Origin of the sequence: Sphingomonas sp. SORGH_AS_0789 (assembly GCF_031453055.1) — a bacterium.
Lineage (GTDB): Bacteria > Pseudomonadota > Alphaproteobacteria > Sphingomonadales > Sphingomonadaceae > Sphingomonas.
On the sequence record NZ_JAVIYV010000001.1, the window covers coordinates 2,724,864 to 2,741,051 of the forward strand.

Genomic DNA, 16,188 nt, shown 5'->3' on the forward strand with positions numbered 1-16,188 from the left:
CTCGCGATCGTCGGACCTCGTCGAGAAAGGCCCCAGCCTGCGCTGGGGCGACGGTATCTACCCCGCCGCCTTCGCCAATCCCTTGGACAGTTGCAGCGCGCCGTGCAGCCGAGCCTTGGCGTCGGGCCAGGCGCGGTTGAGGACCAGCTTGCCGTCGGGGCGCAGCTTGGCGAGGTCGCCCAGCCGCTCGACATAGGCGAACAGACCGTCGACATTGGGCGGACGGTTGTCGTGGAAGCTGATCAGCACTCCGCGCGGGCCGACGTCCATCTTGGCGATGCAGGCCGTCTTGGCGTTCAGCTTGATCTTGATGACCTGGATCAGATTGTCGGTCGCCTCGGGCAGCGGGCCGAAGCGGTCGATCATCTCGGCGGCGAATTCCTCGACTTCCCTGTGCTTTTCCAGGTCGTTGAGGCGGCGATACAGCCCCATGCGCAGGTCGAGATCGGGGACATAGTCCTCGGGGATCAGGATCGGTGCATCGACGGTGATCTGGGGCGAGAAGTCGCGCTTCTTCTCGAACGCGCCACCCGCCTTGGCCTCCAGGATCGCCTCTTCCAGCATCGACTGATAGAGTTCGTAACCGACCTCCTTGATATGCCCCGACTGTTCGTCGCCGAGCAGGTTGCCCGCCCCGCGAATGTCGAGGTCGTGGCTGGCCAGCTGGAAGCCGGCGCCCAGCGAATCCAGGTCGGACAGCACCTTCAACCTTTTCTCCGCCGCCTCGGTCATCATCCGCTCGGGCGGCGTCACCATATAGGCATAGGCGCGCGTCTTCGACCGGCCGACGCGCCCGCGCAGCTGGTAGAGCTGGGCGAGGCCGAAGCGGTCGGCGCGGTTGACGATCATCGTGTTGGCGGAAGGAATGTCGATGCCGCTTTCGATGATGGTGGTCGAAACCAGCACCTCGAACTTGCGGTCGTAGAAGGCCGACATGCGCTCCTCGACCTCGGTCGGCGACATCTGGCCGTGCGCGACGACATAGCGGACCTCGGGCACCTCCTTGCGGAGGTACTCTTCGATATCCGGCAGGTCGGCGACGCGCGGGGTGACGAGGAAGCTCTGCCCGCCGCGATAATGTTCGCGCAGCAGTGCCTCGCGCAGCACCACCGGGTCCCAGGGCATGACATAGGTGCGCACCGCGAGGCGGTCGACCGGCGGCGTCTGGATCACCGAGAGCTCGCGCAGGCCCGACATCGCCATTTGCAGCGTGCGCGGGATCGGCGTGGCGGTCAGCGTCAGCATATGGACATCTGCCTTCAGCGCCTTCAGCCGCTCCTTGTGCGTCACGCCGAACCGCTGTTCCTCGTCGACGATGACGAGGCCGAGCCGCTTGAACTCGACATTCTTCGCCAGCAGCGCATGGGTGCCGACGACGATGTCGATATCGCCCGACGCCGCGCCGTCCTTGACCTTCTTGGCCTCGGTCGCGGTGACCAGGCGGGAGAGGCGGCCGATCTTGATCGGGAAGCCCTCGAACCGAGCCACGAAATTGTTGTAATGCTGGCGCGCGAGCAGCGTGGTCGGGCAGACCACCGCCACCTGCATCCCCGCCATCGCCGCGACGAAGGCGGCACGCAGCGCGACCTCGGTCTTGCCGAAGCCGACATCGCCGACGATCAGCCGGTCCATCGGCTTGCCCGCGGTCAGGTCGCCCAGCACATCGTCGATCGCCCGGTCCTGATCGTCGGTCTCCTCATAGGGGAAACGGTCGACGAACGCCGGATAGCCCGCGCTGTCGGGCTCGGCCACTTCGCCGGGGCGCAGCGCGCGTTCGGCGGCGGTGGCGATCAGTTCACCCGCGATCTCGCGGATGCGCTCCTTCATCTTCGACTTACGCCGCTGCCACGCCTCGCCGCCGAGGCGGTCGAGCGTCGCGCCGTCCTCGCCCGAGCCGTAACGGGTCAGGACTTCGAGATTTTCGACCGGCACGTACAGCTTGTCGCCGCCCGCATAGGAGAGCGCGACGCAGTCGTGCGGGCTCTTGCCGACGGGGATCGAGGTCAGCCCCTCATAGCGGCCGATGCCGTGATCCGAGTGCACCACCAGATCGCCGGGCGAGAGGGTCGCCAGTTCCGCCAGGAAGGCGTCGGCCGACTTGCGCCTTTTTTGCCGCCGGACCAGCCGGTCGCCCAGCATGTCCTGCTCGGTCAGCACCGCAATGCCCGGCGCGGTAAAGCCATGGTCGAGCGGCAGGACGACGAGCGCCACGCCGAAGCTCTTCGCCGTATCGGCGATGCCCAGCGCTTCCTGCCAGCTCTCGGCGGCCTTGGCGCCCTTCAGGCCATGATCCTTCAACAGGCTGCCGAGCCGTTCGCGCGCGCCATTGGAATAGCTGGCGAGGACGGGCTTGCGGCCTTCCTTGCGCAGCGCCTCGACATGATCGACCACCGCCTCATAGATATTGGCATGGGCCGCGCGTTCGGGGGCGAAGTCGCGCGCGCCGTCCACCTCGAAATCGAGCACGGTGGCGCTTTCGGGCTCGTGGAAGGGCGAGACGAGGTGCGCGGTCGCCGCCTCCAGCCCCGCCTCCCATTCCTTGTCCGTCAGGTAGAGCGCTTTGGCGGGCAGGGGTCGGAAGCTGCCCGGCTGCGCGGCTTCCGCGCGTTTGCGGTTCTCGTAATAGTCGGCGATCGCGTCGAACCGGCCGCTCGCCGCCGCTGCGACGCCATTGTCGCGCACGACGACCGCGCCGTCGCCGAGATGGTCGAACAGCGTCGACAGCTTCTCCTCGAACAGCGGCAGCCAATGCTCCATCCCCGCCATGCGCCGCCCCTCGGACACCGCCTGATAGAGCGGATCGCCGGTTGCGGTCGCGCCGAAGGTTTCGCGGTAGCGGGTACGGAAGCGCTTGATCGATTCCTCGTCGAGCAAGGCTTCCGACGCGGGGAGCAGGGTGAAACCCTCGATCCGCCCCGTGGTCCGCTGGTCGGCGGGGTCGAAGGTGCGGACGCTCTCGATCTCGTCGCCGAAGAAATCGAGCCGCAGCGCCTGTTCCTCGCCGCTGGGGAACAGGTCGACCAGCCCGCCGCGCACCGCGAACTCGCCCTGGTCGTGCACCGTCTCGGTGCGGACATAGCCGTTTGCCTGGAGGAGCGTCGCTAGTTTCTCCAGCCCGATCCGCTCACCGGGCGCGAGGCGGGCGACCAGTTGCCGGATGCGGAACGGCGTCAATACGCGCTGGGTCGCGGCATTGGCGGTGGTCAGCACCAGCTGCGGCGTCTTCGGCTTGGCCTGGAGCCGGTGCAGCCCCGCGATCCGCTCCGCCATGACCCGCAAGGTCGGCGAGGCACGGTCATAGGGCAGGCAGTCCCAAGCCGGGATCTGCAAGATTTCCAGCTCGGGCGCGAAATAGGGCGCGGTCGAGGCTAGCTCGCGCATCTGCGCTTCGTCGGCGCAGATGAATACCGCGCGGGTCGTCGCGGCGCGCGACAGGTCGGCCAGCAGCACCGGCAGGAACCCCGCCGGAACGCCCGACAGGGTCAGCGGGCTCTTGGCGGTCAGGATCGTCTTGATATCGGGCATGGGGTTCCGAAGCTGGGAAAAGCAAAGGGCCAAACGCGTGTCGCGGGAAATTTCCCCTTCATCCGTCATCCCGGCGAAGGCCGGGATCTCGTACGGCAAGGGAAGAACAGCCGCCAAAGGCCCCAGCCTGCGCTGGGGCGACGATGTTACCGGGCGATCGGCACGAAATTCAGCGCGCGCATCCGCTGCATCACCGGGCCGTCCCATTGCGGGGGACAGGCTTGCGTGCCGATGGCCCAGGCCATGATGTCGACATCTTGTTCCTCCAGCAGCGCCTCGAACCAGTCGAGCTCTTCGAGGCTGAGCGTCTCATGATGCGCGTCGAAGAAGCCGCCGATCATCAGATCGGCTTCCTTGGTGCCGCGATGCCATGCGCGGAAGCGAAGGCGCTTGATACGGGTTTCGTGGTCCATGGGATTCCGATCCAACGAGAATAGGCTCCGCACGCTCTGGCGGCGCGCGAAGCAGAGGCTATACAGACCCATCTAGTCATGCGTCCCGATATCCTCAATCCGCTGTTCGCCGAGGTCACGTCGCTGAAAGGCGTCGGGCCCGGCCTCGCCAAGCCGCTCGAACGCCTGCGCATCGCGCGCGTGGTCGATGTCGCCTTTCATTTGCCGACCGGGCATATCGACCGCTTTCCCCGCGACGAACTGATGGTGTCGGACGCGGGGCGGGTGATCGCCATCCCGCTGATCGTGAAGGAGCACCGGGTTTCCTCCTCTCCGCGTGGGCCGACGCGGGTGCGCGCCGAGGATGCGCGCGGCAACAGCGTCGCGCTCGTCTATTTCGGCGGCAATTCGGGCTGGGTGAAGAAACTGCTTCCCATCGGCGAGACCAAGGTCGTGTCGGGGCGGCTCGACCTGTACGGCCAGGATTTGCAGATCGTCCATCCCGACCTGGGCGACAGCGCCGAGGGGTTTCGCGAGCGCGAGGCGATCTATCCGCTGTCGGAGGGGATCACCTCCCGACGGCTGGGCGCGCTGGCGGCGCAGGCGGTGGAGCGTTCGCCCGACCTGCCCGAATGGATCGAGCCGGGGCTGAAGGCGCAGCGCGGCTGGCCCGACTGGAGGGAGGCGCTTGCCCGCATCCATGCAGACCCCGCCGATGCGAAGGCGCGCGAGCGGCTGGGTTATGACGAGGTGTTCGCCAACCAACTGGCGATGACCTTGGTTCGCGCCGACACCCGCAAGCGGCGCGGTCGGGCGCTGAACGGCGACGGGCGGCTGCGGGACATACTCAAGCTGCCCTATACGCTGACCGGCGCGCAGAGCCGGACGGTGCGCGAGATCGAGGGCGATCTCGCGCAGGATGCGCCGATGCTGCGGCTGCTCCAGGGCGATGTGGGCGCGGGCAAGACGCTGGTCGCGGCGATGGCGATGCTGATCGCGGTCGAGGCGGGGGCGCAAGCAGCGATGCTGGCCCCGACCGAAATCCTCGCGCGCCAGCATTATGAGACGCTCCGCAAGACGCTCGCCGGGCTGCCGGTCGAGATCGCGGTGCTCACGGGCCGCGACAAGGGCAAGGCGCGCGAGGCCACACTGATGGCGCTGGCGGCGGGAGAGATCGACATCCTGGTCGGCACCCACGCCATATTCCAGGAAACGGTGACGTACCGCGACCTCGCGCTGGTCGTGGTGGACGAACAGCATCGCTTCGGCGTGGCGCAGCGGATGATGCTGTCCGCCAAGGGCAAGGCGCCGCCGCATCTGCTGGCGATGACCGCGACGCCGATCCCGCGCACGCTGACGCTGGCCAATTATGGCGAAATGGATGTCAGCCGCCTGGACGAGATGCCGCCGGGTCGCCAGCCGATCGAGACGCGCGTGGTGTCCGAGGACCGGCTGGACGAGGTGGTCAACGCGCTCGGCCGGCATCTGTCCGATGGCGGTCAGGCCTATTGGGTCTGCCCGCTGGTCGAGGAAAGCGAGAAGTCCGACCTCGCCGCCGCCGAGATGCGCGCCGAGAGCCTGCGCGCGCGGTTCGGCGAGCGGGTCGGCCTCGTCCATGGCAAGATGAAGCCCGCCAAGAAGGACGCCGTGATGGAAGCGTTCGCGGGCGGGCGGCTGGGCGTGCTGGTCGCGACGACGGTGATCGAGGTGGGGGTGGACGTGCCCAACGCCACGCTGATCGTGATCGAACATGCCGACCGCTTCGGCCTGGCCCAGCTGCACCAGCTGCGCGGGCGCGTCGGGCGGGGCGGGGGGCTGTCGCGCTGTCTGTTGCTGCGCGGTTCGCATCTGTCGGAGACGTCGCGGGCGCGGCTCGCGTTGATGCGCGAGACCAATGACGGCTTCCGCATCGCCGAGGAGGATCTGCGGCTGCGCGGGGCGGGCGAACTGCTCGGCACGCGGCAATCGGGGGAAATGGCGTTCCGGCTCGCGACGCCGGAGAATATGGCCGACCTGATGCAATGCGCGCAGGACGATGCGCGGCTGCTGATCGACCGCGACGGCGGGTTGGAGGCGCCGCGCGGCCAGGCGGCGCGGACCGCGCTCTATCTGTTCGAGCGGGATGCGGGCGTGGCGCTGTTGCGCTCGGGCTGAACGAAGCGGCTTGGCTGGCGTTGAGCGCGGATGGCTGCTGTCTTTCCGCTCGTCCTGGTCCTGATCGCCGGTATCGGTCTGGCGATCCAGCCGCCGACCAATGCCGAACTCGCCAAGGTGTCGGGGTCGGTGGTGCTGGCGGCGCTGACCTCGTTCCTGATCGGGACGGTGGTGCTGGCGGTCGCCTGGGCGGTAATGGATCGGACCAGTCCGGCGGCGCTGAAGGGGGCGCCTGGCTGGGCCTGGCTGGGCGGCTTCTATGGCGCGGGGTTCGTGGCGGTGCTGGCCTATGCCGCGCCGAGGCTTGGGATTTCGGTGGCGTTGACGGCGGCGATCGCCAGCCAGCTCGTCGCCGCGCTGATCGTCGACCATTTCGGGCTGTTCGGGGTGCGGGTGGAGCCGGTGACTTTGGGGAAGGTCATCGGTGTTGCGCTGGTGATTGCGGGGGCGGTGGTGGTCCGGCGGGGGTGAGGGGGCCCGTACCCCGGCGGAGGCCGGGGTCCAGTTGCCAGGCGTTGGAAGGAAGGTGCCTCCCACGCATTGTTATCCCGCTTCTTCGGCGACGTAGAAACTGGGCCCCGGCCTCCGCCGGGGAACAGGTTGTTGAGGGGTTTAGGACCTCAACCCCCGTTCAGCCTGAGCGAAGTCGAAGGCCAAAGGAATCACCCCGCCGTCAGCAGCCCATGGTTCTTCTTGCCCGACGACAGCTTCACCGGCTCGCCGCCGACCGCGATGACGGCATTCTCGTCCGCCACCTTCTCGCCATCGATACGCGCGCCGCCGCCCGCGATCAGGCGGCGTGCCTCGCCCTTGGACTTGGCGAAGCCCAGGCCGATCAGCGCATCGACGATGGTGATCGATCCGCCCGCGACCGCAAAGCTCGGCAAAGCCGCACCCGCCGCGCCTTCCTCGAAGGTCCGCCGCGCCGTCTCCGCCGCTTCGTCCGCCGCCGCGCGGCCCCGGCACATGGCGGTGGCTTCGTTGGCGAGGATCTTCTTGGCCTCGTTGATCTCCGCACCTTCCAGCTTTTCCAACCGTGCGATCTCGTCCAGCGGCAGGTCGGTGAACAGGCGCAGGAAGCGGCCCACGTCACGGTCGTCGGTGTTGCGCCAGAACTGCCAGTAATCGAAGTGCGGCAGCTGGTCTTCGTGCAGCCAGACCGCCCCGGCCATGGTCTTGCCCATCTTGCCGCCATCCGCCGTGGTGATCAGCGGGGTGGTCACGCCGAACACCTCGGTCCCGTCCATGCGGCGGGCGAGTTCAATGCCGTTGACGATATTGCCCCACTGGTCCGACCCGCCCATTTGGAGACGGCAGCCATGACGCTGCGCCAGTTCGCGGAAGTCATAGGCCTGGAGGATCATATAGTTGAATTCGAGGAAGCTGAGCGACTGTTCGCGGTCGAGCCGCAGCTTCACCGAGTCGAACGACAGCATCCGGTTGACCGAGAAATGCTGCCCCACTTCGCGCAGGAAGGGGATGTACTCCAGCTTGTCGAGCCAGTCGGCATTGTCGACCATCACCGCATCGGTCGGCCCGTCACCGAAGGTCAGGAAGCGTTCGAAGATGCGCTTGATCGAGGCGACATTGTCCTTGATCCCGTCCTCGCCGAGCAGCTTGCGCGCCTCGTCCTTAAAGCTGGGATCGCCGATCTTGCCGGTGCCGCCGCCCATCAGCACGATCGGCTTGTGCCCGGTCTGCTGCATCCGGCGCAGGAGCATGATCTGCACCAGGCTGCCGACATGCAGCGACGGCGCGGTGGGGTCGAAGCCGATATAGCCGGGCACCACCTCCGACGCCGCCAGCTTGTCCAGCGCGGCGGCATCGGTCATCTGGTGGACGTAACCCCGTTCATCCAGGGTGCGAAGCAGATCGGACGTGTATGCCATAGGGCTGGCTCGTTACACCGCCGATCCGCATTCGTCACCCTCCGACGAAGGGCTTAGCGACAGAGCGTCCGGCCATTCTGGCGGACATAGCGGCAGGGGCGATAACCGCGACCGTTGTAATCGGTATAGTCGCCCTGCGAGCGCGGATCGACATAGCCGGGGGTGCGGCGGGCCCGGTCCATCTCGCGCTGGACGCGCGCCTCGCGACGGCCGCGCCAGTCGTCGCCCCGCCATCCGCGATCATCGCGCCAGCCACGGCGTTCGCCGCGCCGGTCGTCCCGCCAGTCCCGCCGATCGTCGCGGCGCCACTCGGCGCGGTCGCGGTCGCGATCCCGGCGCGGCCCGTCATCGCGCCAGGACTGGGCCTGCGCGCTGGAGAGCGGCAGCGCGGTCGTGGTCGCGACACCCGCCACCGACAGGCCTATCATGGCCAGCATCCGGAACATCTTCTTCATACGCCAACTCCCGGGGGCACCGGCCCCATGTCGTTTTCAACCTATGACAGGTCGTGGCGTTCCGAATCCTGAACCGGCCGTTAGGCAGCGTTCAGGATTCGGATAAGAGGGGTCAGCGTCCGGGCAATTGGCTCAGCGGGTCGACCGGGGTGCGCCCGCGCCGCAGTTCGAAATGCAACTCGGGCCGTTCGGCAAAGCCGCTCTGCCCCGACAGCGCCAGTGTCTGCCCGCGCTTCACGCTCTGCCCGCGCTGGACGAGCAGCTTGGAGGCATGGCCATAGACGCTGGTCCAGCCGCCGCCATGCTTGACGATGACCAGCCCGCCCAGCGCGGCGATACCGTCACCGACATAGGCGACCACGCCGTCCGCCGTCGCCTTGATCGGCGTGCCGGCGGGCACCGCGATCTTGATCCCGTCATTGCGCTCGCCGCTGGGCCCCGCGCCGAAGCGTTTGACGACGCGGCCCTCGACCGGCCAGGAGAAGCCCGAGCTGAGCCGCGCGGGCGCGGCCACCACGGCGGTCGGCGGCAGGACACGGCGCGGCGTCGGGCTGGGCCGGGCGGGGGCCTGGTTGCTCGCCAGCGCGGGCTCGCCGCCGGTCAGGATGTCGTCGACGTCCAGGGTAAAGGCAGCGGCGCGCTCGGCCGCGCTGCTGAGCGGCGCGCTGACCGGATTGCCGGGGATCAGGATGCGCTGCCCGGCGCGCAGGACATAGGGCTCGGCAAAGGCATTGGCCTCGACGATCCGCGACCAGGGCACGCCGTAAGCGCGCGCGATCGCGATGCCGCTCTCGCCGGGGCGGACCAAGTGGAAGCGCCCGGCGGGGATGATCAGCTTCTGGCCGGTGCGGATCACATAGGGCGGGGGCAGGCCGTTGGCGCGCGCGATCGCCTCGGTCCCCGCGCCGGTCCGGTCGCCCACGACGCGCAGCGTATCGCCCGGCTTGACGATATAGGTCGACCCCTCGATCACCTGCGCATCGGGCGTGACTGGATGGAGTTCCCAGCTGGGACGCGGGGCAGGCGGCGAGGGCGCGTGCGCCTGCACCGGGGTCGGCACGGGCTGGACCGGCGTTGACGCGACGGGTGGGCGAACGGCCGGGCGGACCGGCACCGATCGCCGGATCGGCGGCCGCGTGCCGGTCGCATGGGTCGGCACGGCCGCGGTCGGGCGGACCGGAACAGGCTGGCGCGGCGGCAGCTGGCGAACCTCGACGGAAGGGGGCTGGGCTGCTGGCAGCGCGGTGGGCTGGGCGACGGGTGTGGCGGGGCCGACCGGCGGCTCCATGTTCGGGATGCAGCCCGACAGTAACAGGCCGATTCCGACCACACCCCCCGATAGTCTCAAACTCCGATCCACGCCCCGTTCCCCCCCAGGCACTGTGTCAGCGATATGCCGCGTCGAGCATAGCAAGCGATGTTTGATGCGTCAGATCAAGATGAAGCGGCGTGACCGCGATATGATCGTCCGCGATCGCGTCGAGATCGGTATCGTCCCCCGGCTGGTGCGGCAGGCGGCCCAGCGCCAGCCAGTAATAGTCATAGCCGCGCGGATCGCTGCGCCGCTCCAGCCTGGCGCGGCCATAGTCGCGCAGGCCCTGGCGGGCGGCGCGGATGCCCTTCACCGCCTCGGGCGCGACCGGCGGGAAATTGACGTTGACCAGCGTGCGCGGCCCGAAATCACGGGACAGCAGCGGCCGGAGCACCCGCTCGCCCCACGCCTCGGCGGTGGCGAAGGACACCGCATCGCCCGTGCCCTGATGCGGATAGCGCTGGCTGAGCGCGATCGAGCGGATACCCGCCAGCGCGCCCTCCATCGCGGCGGCGACCGTCCCGGAATAGAGCACGTCCTCGCCCAGATTGGCGCCGCGATTGACCCCCGACAGGATCAGGTCGGGCTTGTGATCGGCCATCACCTCGCCCAGCGCCATCAGCACCGAGTCGGTGGGCGTCCCCGTCACCGCGAAACGCCGCTCGCCGAACTGGCGCAGCCGCATCGGCCGGGTCAGGGTCAGCGAGCGGCTGGTCCCCGACTGGTCCTCGGCGGGCGCGACGATCCAGACATCGTCGGACAAGGTCGCCGCGATCCGCTCCAGCGCGGCGAGCCCCGGCGCGTGATAGCCGTCGTCGTTGGTCAGCAGGATGCGCATCAGCGCGGCTCCAGCACCGCCTGTCCGCCGAGATAGGGGCGAAGCGCCTCGGGAACCACCACCGAGCCGTCGGCCTGCTGGTAATTCTCGATCACCGCGACCAGCGTCCGGCCGACCGCCAGCCCCGATCCGTTGAGCGTATGGACGAAGCGCGTGCCCTTGCCCTCGGTCGGGCGATAGCGCGCCATCATCCGCCGCGCCTGGAAATCGGTGCAGGTCGAGCAGGACGAAATCTCGCGATACCGCGCCTGTCCGGGCAGCCAGACCTCCAGGTCATAGGTGCGCGCCGCCGAGAAGCCCATGTCCCCGGTGCACAGCAGCATCCGACGATAGGGCAGGCCCAGCGCCTCCAGCACGCCCTCGGCCGCCGCCGTCATCCGCTCATGCTCGGCATCCGACTGGTCGGGGGTGGTGATCGACACCATCTCGACCTTATCGAACTGGTGCTGGCGGATCAGCCCGCGCGTGTCGCGCCCCGCCGCCCCCGCTTCCGAGCGGAAGCACGGGGTCAGCGCGGTGAAGCGCAGCGGCAGCTCCGCTTCGCTCAGGATCGCCTCGCGCACGATATTGGTCAGCGACACCTCGGCGGTGGGGATCAGCCAGCGGCCGTCGGTGGTGCGGAACAGGTCCTCGGCGAACTTGGGCAGCTGGCCGGTGCCGAACGCCGCCTCGTCGCGGACCAGCAGCGGCGGCTGCACCAGCTCGAAGCCGTGCTGCTCGGTCATCCGGTCGAGCATGAACTGGCCGAGCGCGCGCGACAGCCGCGCCATGGGACCGCGCAGCAGCGTGAAGCGTGCGCCCGACAGCGCCACGCCGGTCTCGAAATCCATGCCCAGCGCGGGCGCGATCGCGTCATGCTCGCGCGCCTCGAAGGCGAAGCTGGTGGGCTCGCCCTTCTGGTGGACCAGCGCATTGTCATTCTCGTCAGCGCCCTGCGGCACGTCGGCGGCGGGCAGGTTGGGGATGGCGGCGAGCGCGGTGTTCAGCTCCGCCTCGACGGCGCGTTCCTGCTCCTCCAGCTCGGGCAGCTTCGCCTTCAGCGCCGCGACCTCGTCCATCAGCGCCTGGGCCCGCGCCTCGTCGCGCGCCGCCTTGGCCTGGCCGATCTGCTTGGACAGGTCGTTGCGGCGGGTCTGCGCGGCTTGCGCCTCGGCGATGATCGCGCGGCGGCGCTCGTCGATCGCGATCAGCGAGTCGGCCAGGGGGGCGGCGCCCCGCTTGGCGAGTGCGGCGTCAAAGGCGGCGGGGTCGGCCCCGATCAGGCGAATGTCGTGCATGGGGCGGAGGCTATGGCCCCGGCTCCGCCGTCACGCAACCCGTGGCGACGCGTCCGCGTTAACCTTGCTGCGCAATCAAGGAGAGACGCGATGCAGGTGCCGCATAACAGTTTCGTACTGGTCGTCGATGGTCGCAAGAGCCTGTTCTTCCGCAACGAGGGGGATGCCGAATATCCCAATCTGAAGGTCGAGCATGCCGTGGAGCATCCCAACCCCGCCGATCGCGACCAGAAGACCGACCGCGCGGGCTCGGCCTCCTCGACCCAGAGCGGCCCCGGCGCGCCCGCCATCGCGCAGGGCGGATCGAACCAGGCCGGTGGCGGGGGACAGGGCGCGCAGTTTGCCGCCTCGCGCGGGTCGATGGGCGAAACCGACTATCACCAGCAGGAGGAGGATCGCTTCGCGGCGGAGACCGCCGACATGCTGAAGCGCCGCGCGCTGGCCAATGAGTTCGAATCGCTGATCGTGGTCGCGCCGCCCAAGACGCTGGGCGAGTTGCGCAAACATTATCACAAGGAAGTCAGCGACCGTCTGGTCGGCGAACTGGCCAAGGACCTGACCGGCCATCCGGTGCCGGAGATCGAGGCCGCGCTGCAAAAGGCGTAACCGACCGTCCCCGGCGGCGGCGCGGCTCAGCCCGCCCTGGCGGCCAGCCGTCGCCGGATGACCAGCGCCGCCGCCGCGCTGCCGAAGAGCAGGATCATTGGCGGCGCGGGCACCGGCGTATAGGGCGGCTTGCCGTTGCCCGACGACGACGCGCTGCTGGCCGACGAGGCACTGGAGGCGGACGATGCGCTCGAGGCCGAGGAGGCGGAGCTGGCCGACGAACCGTTCGAGGACCAGCCGTTGCTGCTCGACGCATAGCCCCCGGACGATGCCGACGAGGCGGAGGATGCCGAGGACGCGCTCGACGCGCTCGACGTCGATGAACTGACATTGCCCGACGAGGAACTGGTCGACGAGACGTTGCCGCTCGACGACGTGCTGGACACGTTGCCCGACGACGAGGTGCTGGAGACATTCCCGGACGAGGACGTGCTGGACACATTCCCGGACGACGAGGTGCTGCTGACCCCGCCGGTGGAGGTGGACGAGGAGGACCCGCCCGAGCCACCCGAACCGCCCGAGGCCGAGGAGGTGGAGCTCGACCCGCCGCTGCTGGTCGACGAGATCACGATGTTGCCGCTCGATCCGCCGCCGCCAAAGCCCCCGCCAAAGCCGAAGCCGCCGCCCCAACCGCCGCCGCCGCCCCAGCCGCCGATCACCGCCGGGACATAGCCGCCGCCGGACGTGACCGCCGGACCGGCATCGGGCAGGGGGATGGGGATTGGCGGCGCCTGGGTCGTGACGGTCACGATGGTCGGCGGCGGCGTGGTGGTGGTGACGGTGCGGCGGGTGACGATGCGACGCGGCGGCGCCTTGGGCCGGCGATGGACGATCCGCTTCTTCACCTTGGTCTGTTTGACCAGCGGCGGCCGCTTGGGACTTTCGACCATGTGGACGGCACCGCCGCCGATCACTGCGCCACCGGCGGCACATGCCGTCAGCTTCGCCAAGGCCATTCGCACTGACATCCACAATTCCTCAAACGGCACAATATGGCGGCATCCGGTTCTCCCGACCGTCCGCACGGCTTTTGCACCCTATCCTGTCATCATAGTGACCAACAAAGACTTAAGCTCCAAGCCTCTTATGCCCAGCTACGTTCAGTTATGGGATTCGCGGGCATGTCATGCAGCAGGTTCCCGGCGGTCGGTTGGCGCGCGCGCAGCCGTCCGATCGCCCTGTCGCATCGCGCCCGTATTTTCGATGTTCGGGTCTGGAAAATCCTTTGCAATCGATGGTTTCGTGCATCTCGCGTTAAGTTTGCAACTTTATTATATAAATTCGAACTTCGATGAAATGCCGGTCGCTTGCGGCAGACGGTGGCACCGACTATAGGCGCTCTCGACCATCAGGGGGCGGCCCCGGGGACGCGGTGCGGGGTGTCGCACCGACGGGCCCTTTGGGAGAGTGGTATGGCGACGGTGTTTAATCACGTGACGGACTCCACAGGCCCGGATGTGGCCAACGATCTCGACGAAAACTATCGTCCCAGCGCGGACGAGCCGTTCATGAGCCTGAAGCAACAGGCCTATTTCCGGCGCAAGCTGATCGATTGGAAGGAATCGATCCAGCGCGAGGCGCAGGGAACCCTGTCGCAGCTTCAGGTGGATTCGCTGCGGGAACCCGATCTGACCGATCGCGCATCGAGCGAAACCGACTGGTCGATCGAGCTTCGCACCCGCGATCGCCAGCGCAAGCTGATCTCCAAGATCGACGCCGCGCTGCGTCGGATCGACGAGGGCGAATATGGCTATTGCGAAGTGACCGGCGAGCCGATCAGCCTGGGCCGCCTGGAAGCGCGGCCCATCGCGACCATGACGGTCGAGGCGCAGGAACGGCATGAGCGCAACGAAAAGGTCTCGCGCGACGATTGAGGCGTGATGGCGGCTCCGGCTTCGCTTGCGAAAGTTGGGGCCGTTCGGGCGCGGTGGGCGCGGGCGCATCCAGCCGGTTTTTCGCATTAACGGCTTGGCAATCGGCATGCGGTTATCGCATGACGGCGCGAGAGACATACGGGCGCCACGGGCATCGACAGGGACGCGATGGCCGTACGCCTGACAGCAGGGCTGACATGGCGGAAGACGAACTGGACGAAGGCCACCGCAACGGACGTCGCGATAGCCTGTTGCTGATGGCGGCGATGACGCTGGGCGACGATCCGGCGACGCGCGAAGTCCGGGTGCGCAACATCTCCGAGGGCGGCTTGATGGCCGAACTGCCGGTCGCGGTGGAGATCGGCACGCCGATCCAGTTCGACCTGCGCGGTATCGGCCTGGTCGCGGGGCGGGTCGCCTGGTGTACCCAGGGGCGGGTCGGGGTAGCTTTCGACCGGCCGATCGATCCGAAGCTGGTCCGCAAGCCGGTGGGCGGCGGCACCTCGACGCCGGAATATGCCAAGCCCAACATGGCCGGGCGGACGCGACCCTTTACCTATTGAGCGTTGGGTGACGGGCGGTGGCGGGAAGCCTCCGGGCGTCGGGCTCGACGATGATCGCCATGGCCTATCGTGACGGCGCGGTCGGTGCGCCGAAAGGGCCGCGGCGGGTCGGCATGACCCGCGCGGCCGGTCAGGGTTACAGGCCTTGTATCTCTTCCTTCAGCCTCAGCTTCTGTTTCTTGAGATCCGCCAGGATCATCGCGTCGGGCACGGGGCGTTGCGTCTCGGCACTGATTCGCCGGTCCAGCGTCGCGTGCTTGGTCTCCAGGGCCGTTTGATGCGCCGTATGCATAGGGCTTCAACCTCCTGATCCATTGCTTTGGGGCAGGAAGTAAAACACCAAAATGCGCGTCTGTCCCCCCTCAATTTTGTCAGAATCGACCAAGCGAGCCGATCCGTGCGACGATGCGAAGGCCTCTCGCGCGCATCGCCCGGCCTTGCTAGAGGTGGGGCGGATCGACGCGCAACCCTGCGTCGGTCGCGTCGAAAAGGGGGCAGGATGGACGTCACGCTGGCACGCGCGCGCATCGACATGTTGCGTGTCGAGCATCGCGATCTCGACGATGCGATTTCGGCCCTGTTGCAATCCGCCACCCCCGACCAGTTGCAGATCGCGCGCCTGAAGAAGCGCAAGCTGCGGCTGCGCGACGAGCTGGCCGAACTGGAGGATCGCCTGATCCCCGACATCATCGCCTGACCGCATCGTAACGGGACAAGGGGCCGGGTTGCCGGGGCTTGTCCGATCCTTGGCGGTCGTGCGAGCGATGGCGCCATGCTTTGCGCGGCTTTCCGGTCCCAGTTTCAGTCACGGCTGATCGACAGCCTCTATGCCGAGGCGATGCTGCTGGCCGAATCGGCGCGCGGCTATTTCGACGAGGCGGGGCGCGACGAACGCGGCACACTCGACCCGATCGCGCGCGTCGCCTTTTCCTGCGAGTCGCTCAAGGTGACGACACGGATGATGCACGTCATCGCCTGGGTCCTGACCCAGCGCGCGGTCGAGGCGGGGGAGATCAGCTGGGCGCAAGCGCGCGAGCCCGTCCGGCGGCTGGGCGCGTCGCCCGAGTCGGAGGATGCGGTCGTGGCCAGCCTGCCGACTCGCGCGCGGATGCTGATCCATGCCAGCCTCGACCTCCACCGGCGGCTGGACCGGCTCGACCAGATGGCGGACGAAGAGCCTCCCTCGACCAGCCCGGTCGGCGCCCTGCATGCCCGGCTGGACCTTGCCTTCTAGGCGGACCGACATTCAGGATTGCTTCTTCTCCCCCTCTCCCCTCTCCTCTGTCCAGGGGAGAGGGGGAGA

16 protein-coding genes are annotated in these 16,188 nt (G+C 68.1%); 7 read left to right on the forward strand and 9 right to left on the reverse strand.

From position 1 onward, the window contains the following. Positions 1 to 57 precede the first annotated feature (57 nt). Positions 58 to 3,525: a transcription-repair coupling factor gene (mfd, locus tag QE360_RS12545; protein ID WP_309701961.1), complete on the reverse strand. Its 3,468-nt coding sequence runs from the start codon at positions 3,523 to 3,525 to the stop codon at positions 58 to 60. A 146-nt stretch (positions 3,526 to 3,671) separates the two neighbouring features. Beyond that, positions 3,672 to 3,938, reverse strand: coding sequence for a succinate dehydrogenase assembly factor 2 (locus QE360_RS12550; protein ID WP_309701963.1), 267 nt, complete (start codon positions 3,936 to 3,938; stop codon positions 3,672 to 3,674). Between the two features lie 78 nt (positions 3,939 to 4,016). Between QE360_RS12550 and recG the strand changes: the two genes are divergently transcribed. Further along, positions 4,017 to 6,071 carry an ATP-dependent DNA helicase RecG gene (recG, locus tag QE360_RS12555; protein WP_309701965.1) on the forward strand — a complete coding sequence of 685 codons (2,055 nt, stop codon included), beginning with the start codon at positions 4,017 to 4,019 and terminating at the stop codon, positions 6,069 to 6,071. Positions 6,072 to 6,101: 30 nt separating this feature from the next. Continuing rightward, on the forward strand, positions 6,102 to 6,542 hold the full coding sequence (locus tag QE360_RS12560) for a DMT family transporter (RefSeq protein ID WP_309701967.1): 441 nt from the start codon (positions 6,102 to 6,104) through the stop codon (positions 6,540 to 6,542). Positions 6,543 to 6,733: 191 nt separating this feature from the next. Here QE360_RS12560 and tyrS read toward each other — a convergent pair whose 3' ends face one another. The 5 genes from tyrS to serS form a co-directional block, all read right to left on the reverse strand. Further along, positions 6,734 to 7,960, reverse strand: coding sequence for a tyrosine--tRNA ligase (tyrS, locus tag QE360_RS12565; RefSeq protein ID WP_309701969.1), 1,227 nt, complete (start codon positions 7,958 to 7,960; stop codon positions 6,734 to 6,736). Between the two features lie 53 nt (positions 7,961 to 8,013). Next, positions 8,014 to 8,415: a hypothetical protein gene (locus QE360_RS12570; protein ID WP_309701972.1), complete on the reverse strand. Its 402-nt coding sequence runs from the start codon at positions 8,413 to 8,415 to the stop codon at positions 8,014 to 8,016. 112 nt (positions 8,416 to 8,527) lie between these two features. Beyond that, positions 8,528 to 9,775 (reverse strand): M23 family metallopeptidase, encoded by a 1,248-nt coding sequence (locus QE360_RS12575; RefSeq protein ID WP_309701974.1) that lies wholly within the window; start codon positions 9,773 to 9,775, stop codon positions 8,528 to 8,530. A gap of 25 nt (positions 9,776 to 9,800) precedes the next feature. Continuing rightward, positions 9,801 to 10,565, reverse strand: a complete 765-nt coding sequence (gene surE, locus QE360_RS12580; RefSeq protein WP_309701976.1) for a 5'/3'-nucleotidase SurE — start codon at positions 10,563 to 10,565, stop codon at positions 9,801 to 9,803. Beyond that, entirely contained in the window at positions 10,565 to 11,842 is a 1,278-nt protein-coding gene (serS, locus tag QE360_RS12585; RefSeq protein ID WP_309701978.1) for a serine--tRNA ligase, read from the reverse strand. Before serS ends, surE begins: the two co-directional genes overlap by 1 nt. A gap of 90 nt (positions 11,843 to 11,932) precedes the next feature. Between serS and QE360_RS12590 the strand changes: the two genes are divergently transcribed. Continuing rightward, a complete protein-coding gene (locus QE360_RS12590; protein ID WP_309701980.1) occupies positions 11,933 to 12,448 on the forward strand; it encodes a host attachment family protein in 516 nt (171 codons plus the stop codon). A gap of 26 nt (positions 12,449 to 12,474) precedes the next feature. Here QE360_RS12590 and QE360_RS12595 read toward each other — a convergent pair whose 3' ends face one another. Continuing rightward, positions 12,475 to 13,404 (reverse strand): PEP-CTERM sorting domain-containing protein, encoded by a 930-nt coding sequence (locus QE360_RS12595; protein ID WP_309701982.1) that lies wholly within the window; start codon positions 13,402 to 13,404, stop codon positions 12,475 to 12,477. A 456-nt stretch (positions 13,405 to 13,860) separates the two neighbouring features. Here QE360_RS12595 and dksA point away from each other — a divergent pair, with 456 nt between their 5' ends. Next, positions 13,861 to 14,322 carry an RNA polymerase-binding protein DksA gene (gene dksA / locus QE360_RS12600; RefSeq protein WP_307099566.1) on the forward strand — a complete coding sequence of 154 codons (462 nt, stop codon included), beginning with the start codon at positions 13,861 to 13,863 and terminating at the stop codon, positions 14,320 to 14,322. A 197-nt stretch (positions 14,323 to 14,519) separates the two neighbouring features. After that, positions 14,520 to 14,885 carry a PilZ domain-containing protein gene (locus tag QE360_RS12605; protein ID WP_307099564.1) on the forward strand — a complete coding sequence of 122 codons (366 nt, stop codon included), beginning with the start codon at positions 14,520 to 14,522 and terminating at the stop codon, positions 14,883 to 14,885. 136 nt (positions 14,886 to 15,021) lie between these two features. On the opposite strand, the gene QE360_RS12610 is transcribed toward QE360_RS12605, so the two are convergent. Then, positions 15,022 to 15,177, reverse strand: coding sequence for a YdcH family protein (locus tag QE360_RS12610; protein WP_307099562.1), 156 nt, complete (start codon positions 15,175 to 15,177; stop codon positions 15,022 to 15,024). A 207-nt stretch (positions 15,178 to 15,384) separates the two neighbouring features. On the opposite strand from QE360_RS12610, the gene QE360_RS12615 reads away from it, so the two are divergent. Continuing rightward, on the forward strand, positions 15,385 to 15,582 hold the full coding sequence (locus QE360_RS12615) for a YdcH family protein (RefSeq protein WP_307099560.1): 198 nt from the start codon (positions 15,385 to 15,387) through the stop codon (positions 15,580 to 15,582). A 75-nt stretch (positions 15,583 to 15,657) separates the two neighbouring features. Further along, positions 15,658 to 16,119 carry a DUF1465 family protein gene (locus QE360_RS12620; protein ID WP_309701984.1) on the forward strand — a complete coding sequence of 154 codons (462 nt, stop codon included), beginning with the start codon at positions 15,658 to 15,660 and terminating at the stop codon, positions 16,117 to 16,119. Positions 16,120 to 16,188: the final 69 nt, after the last annotated feature.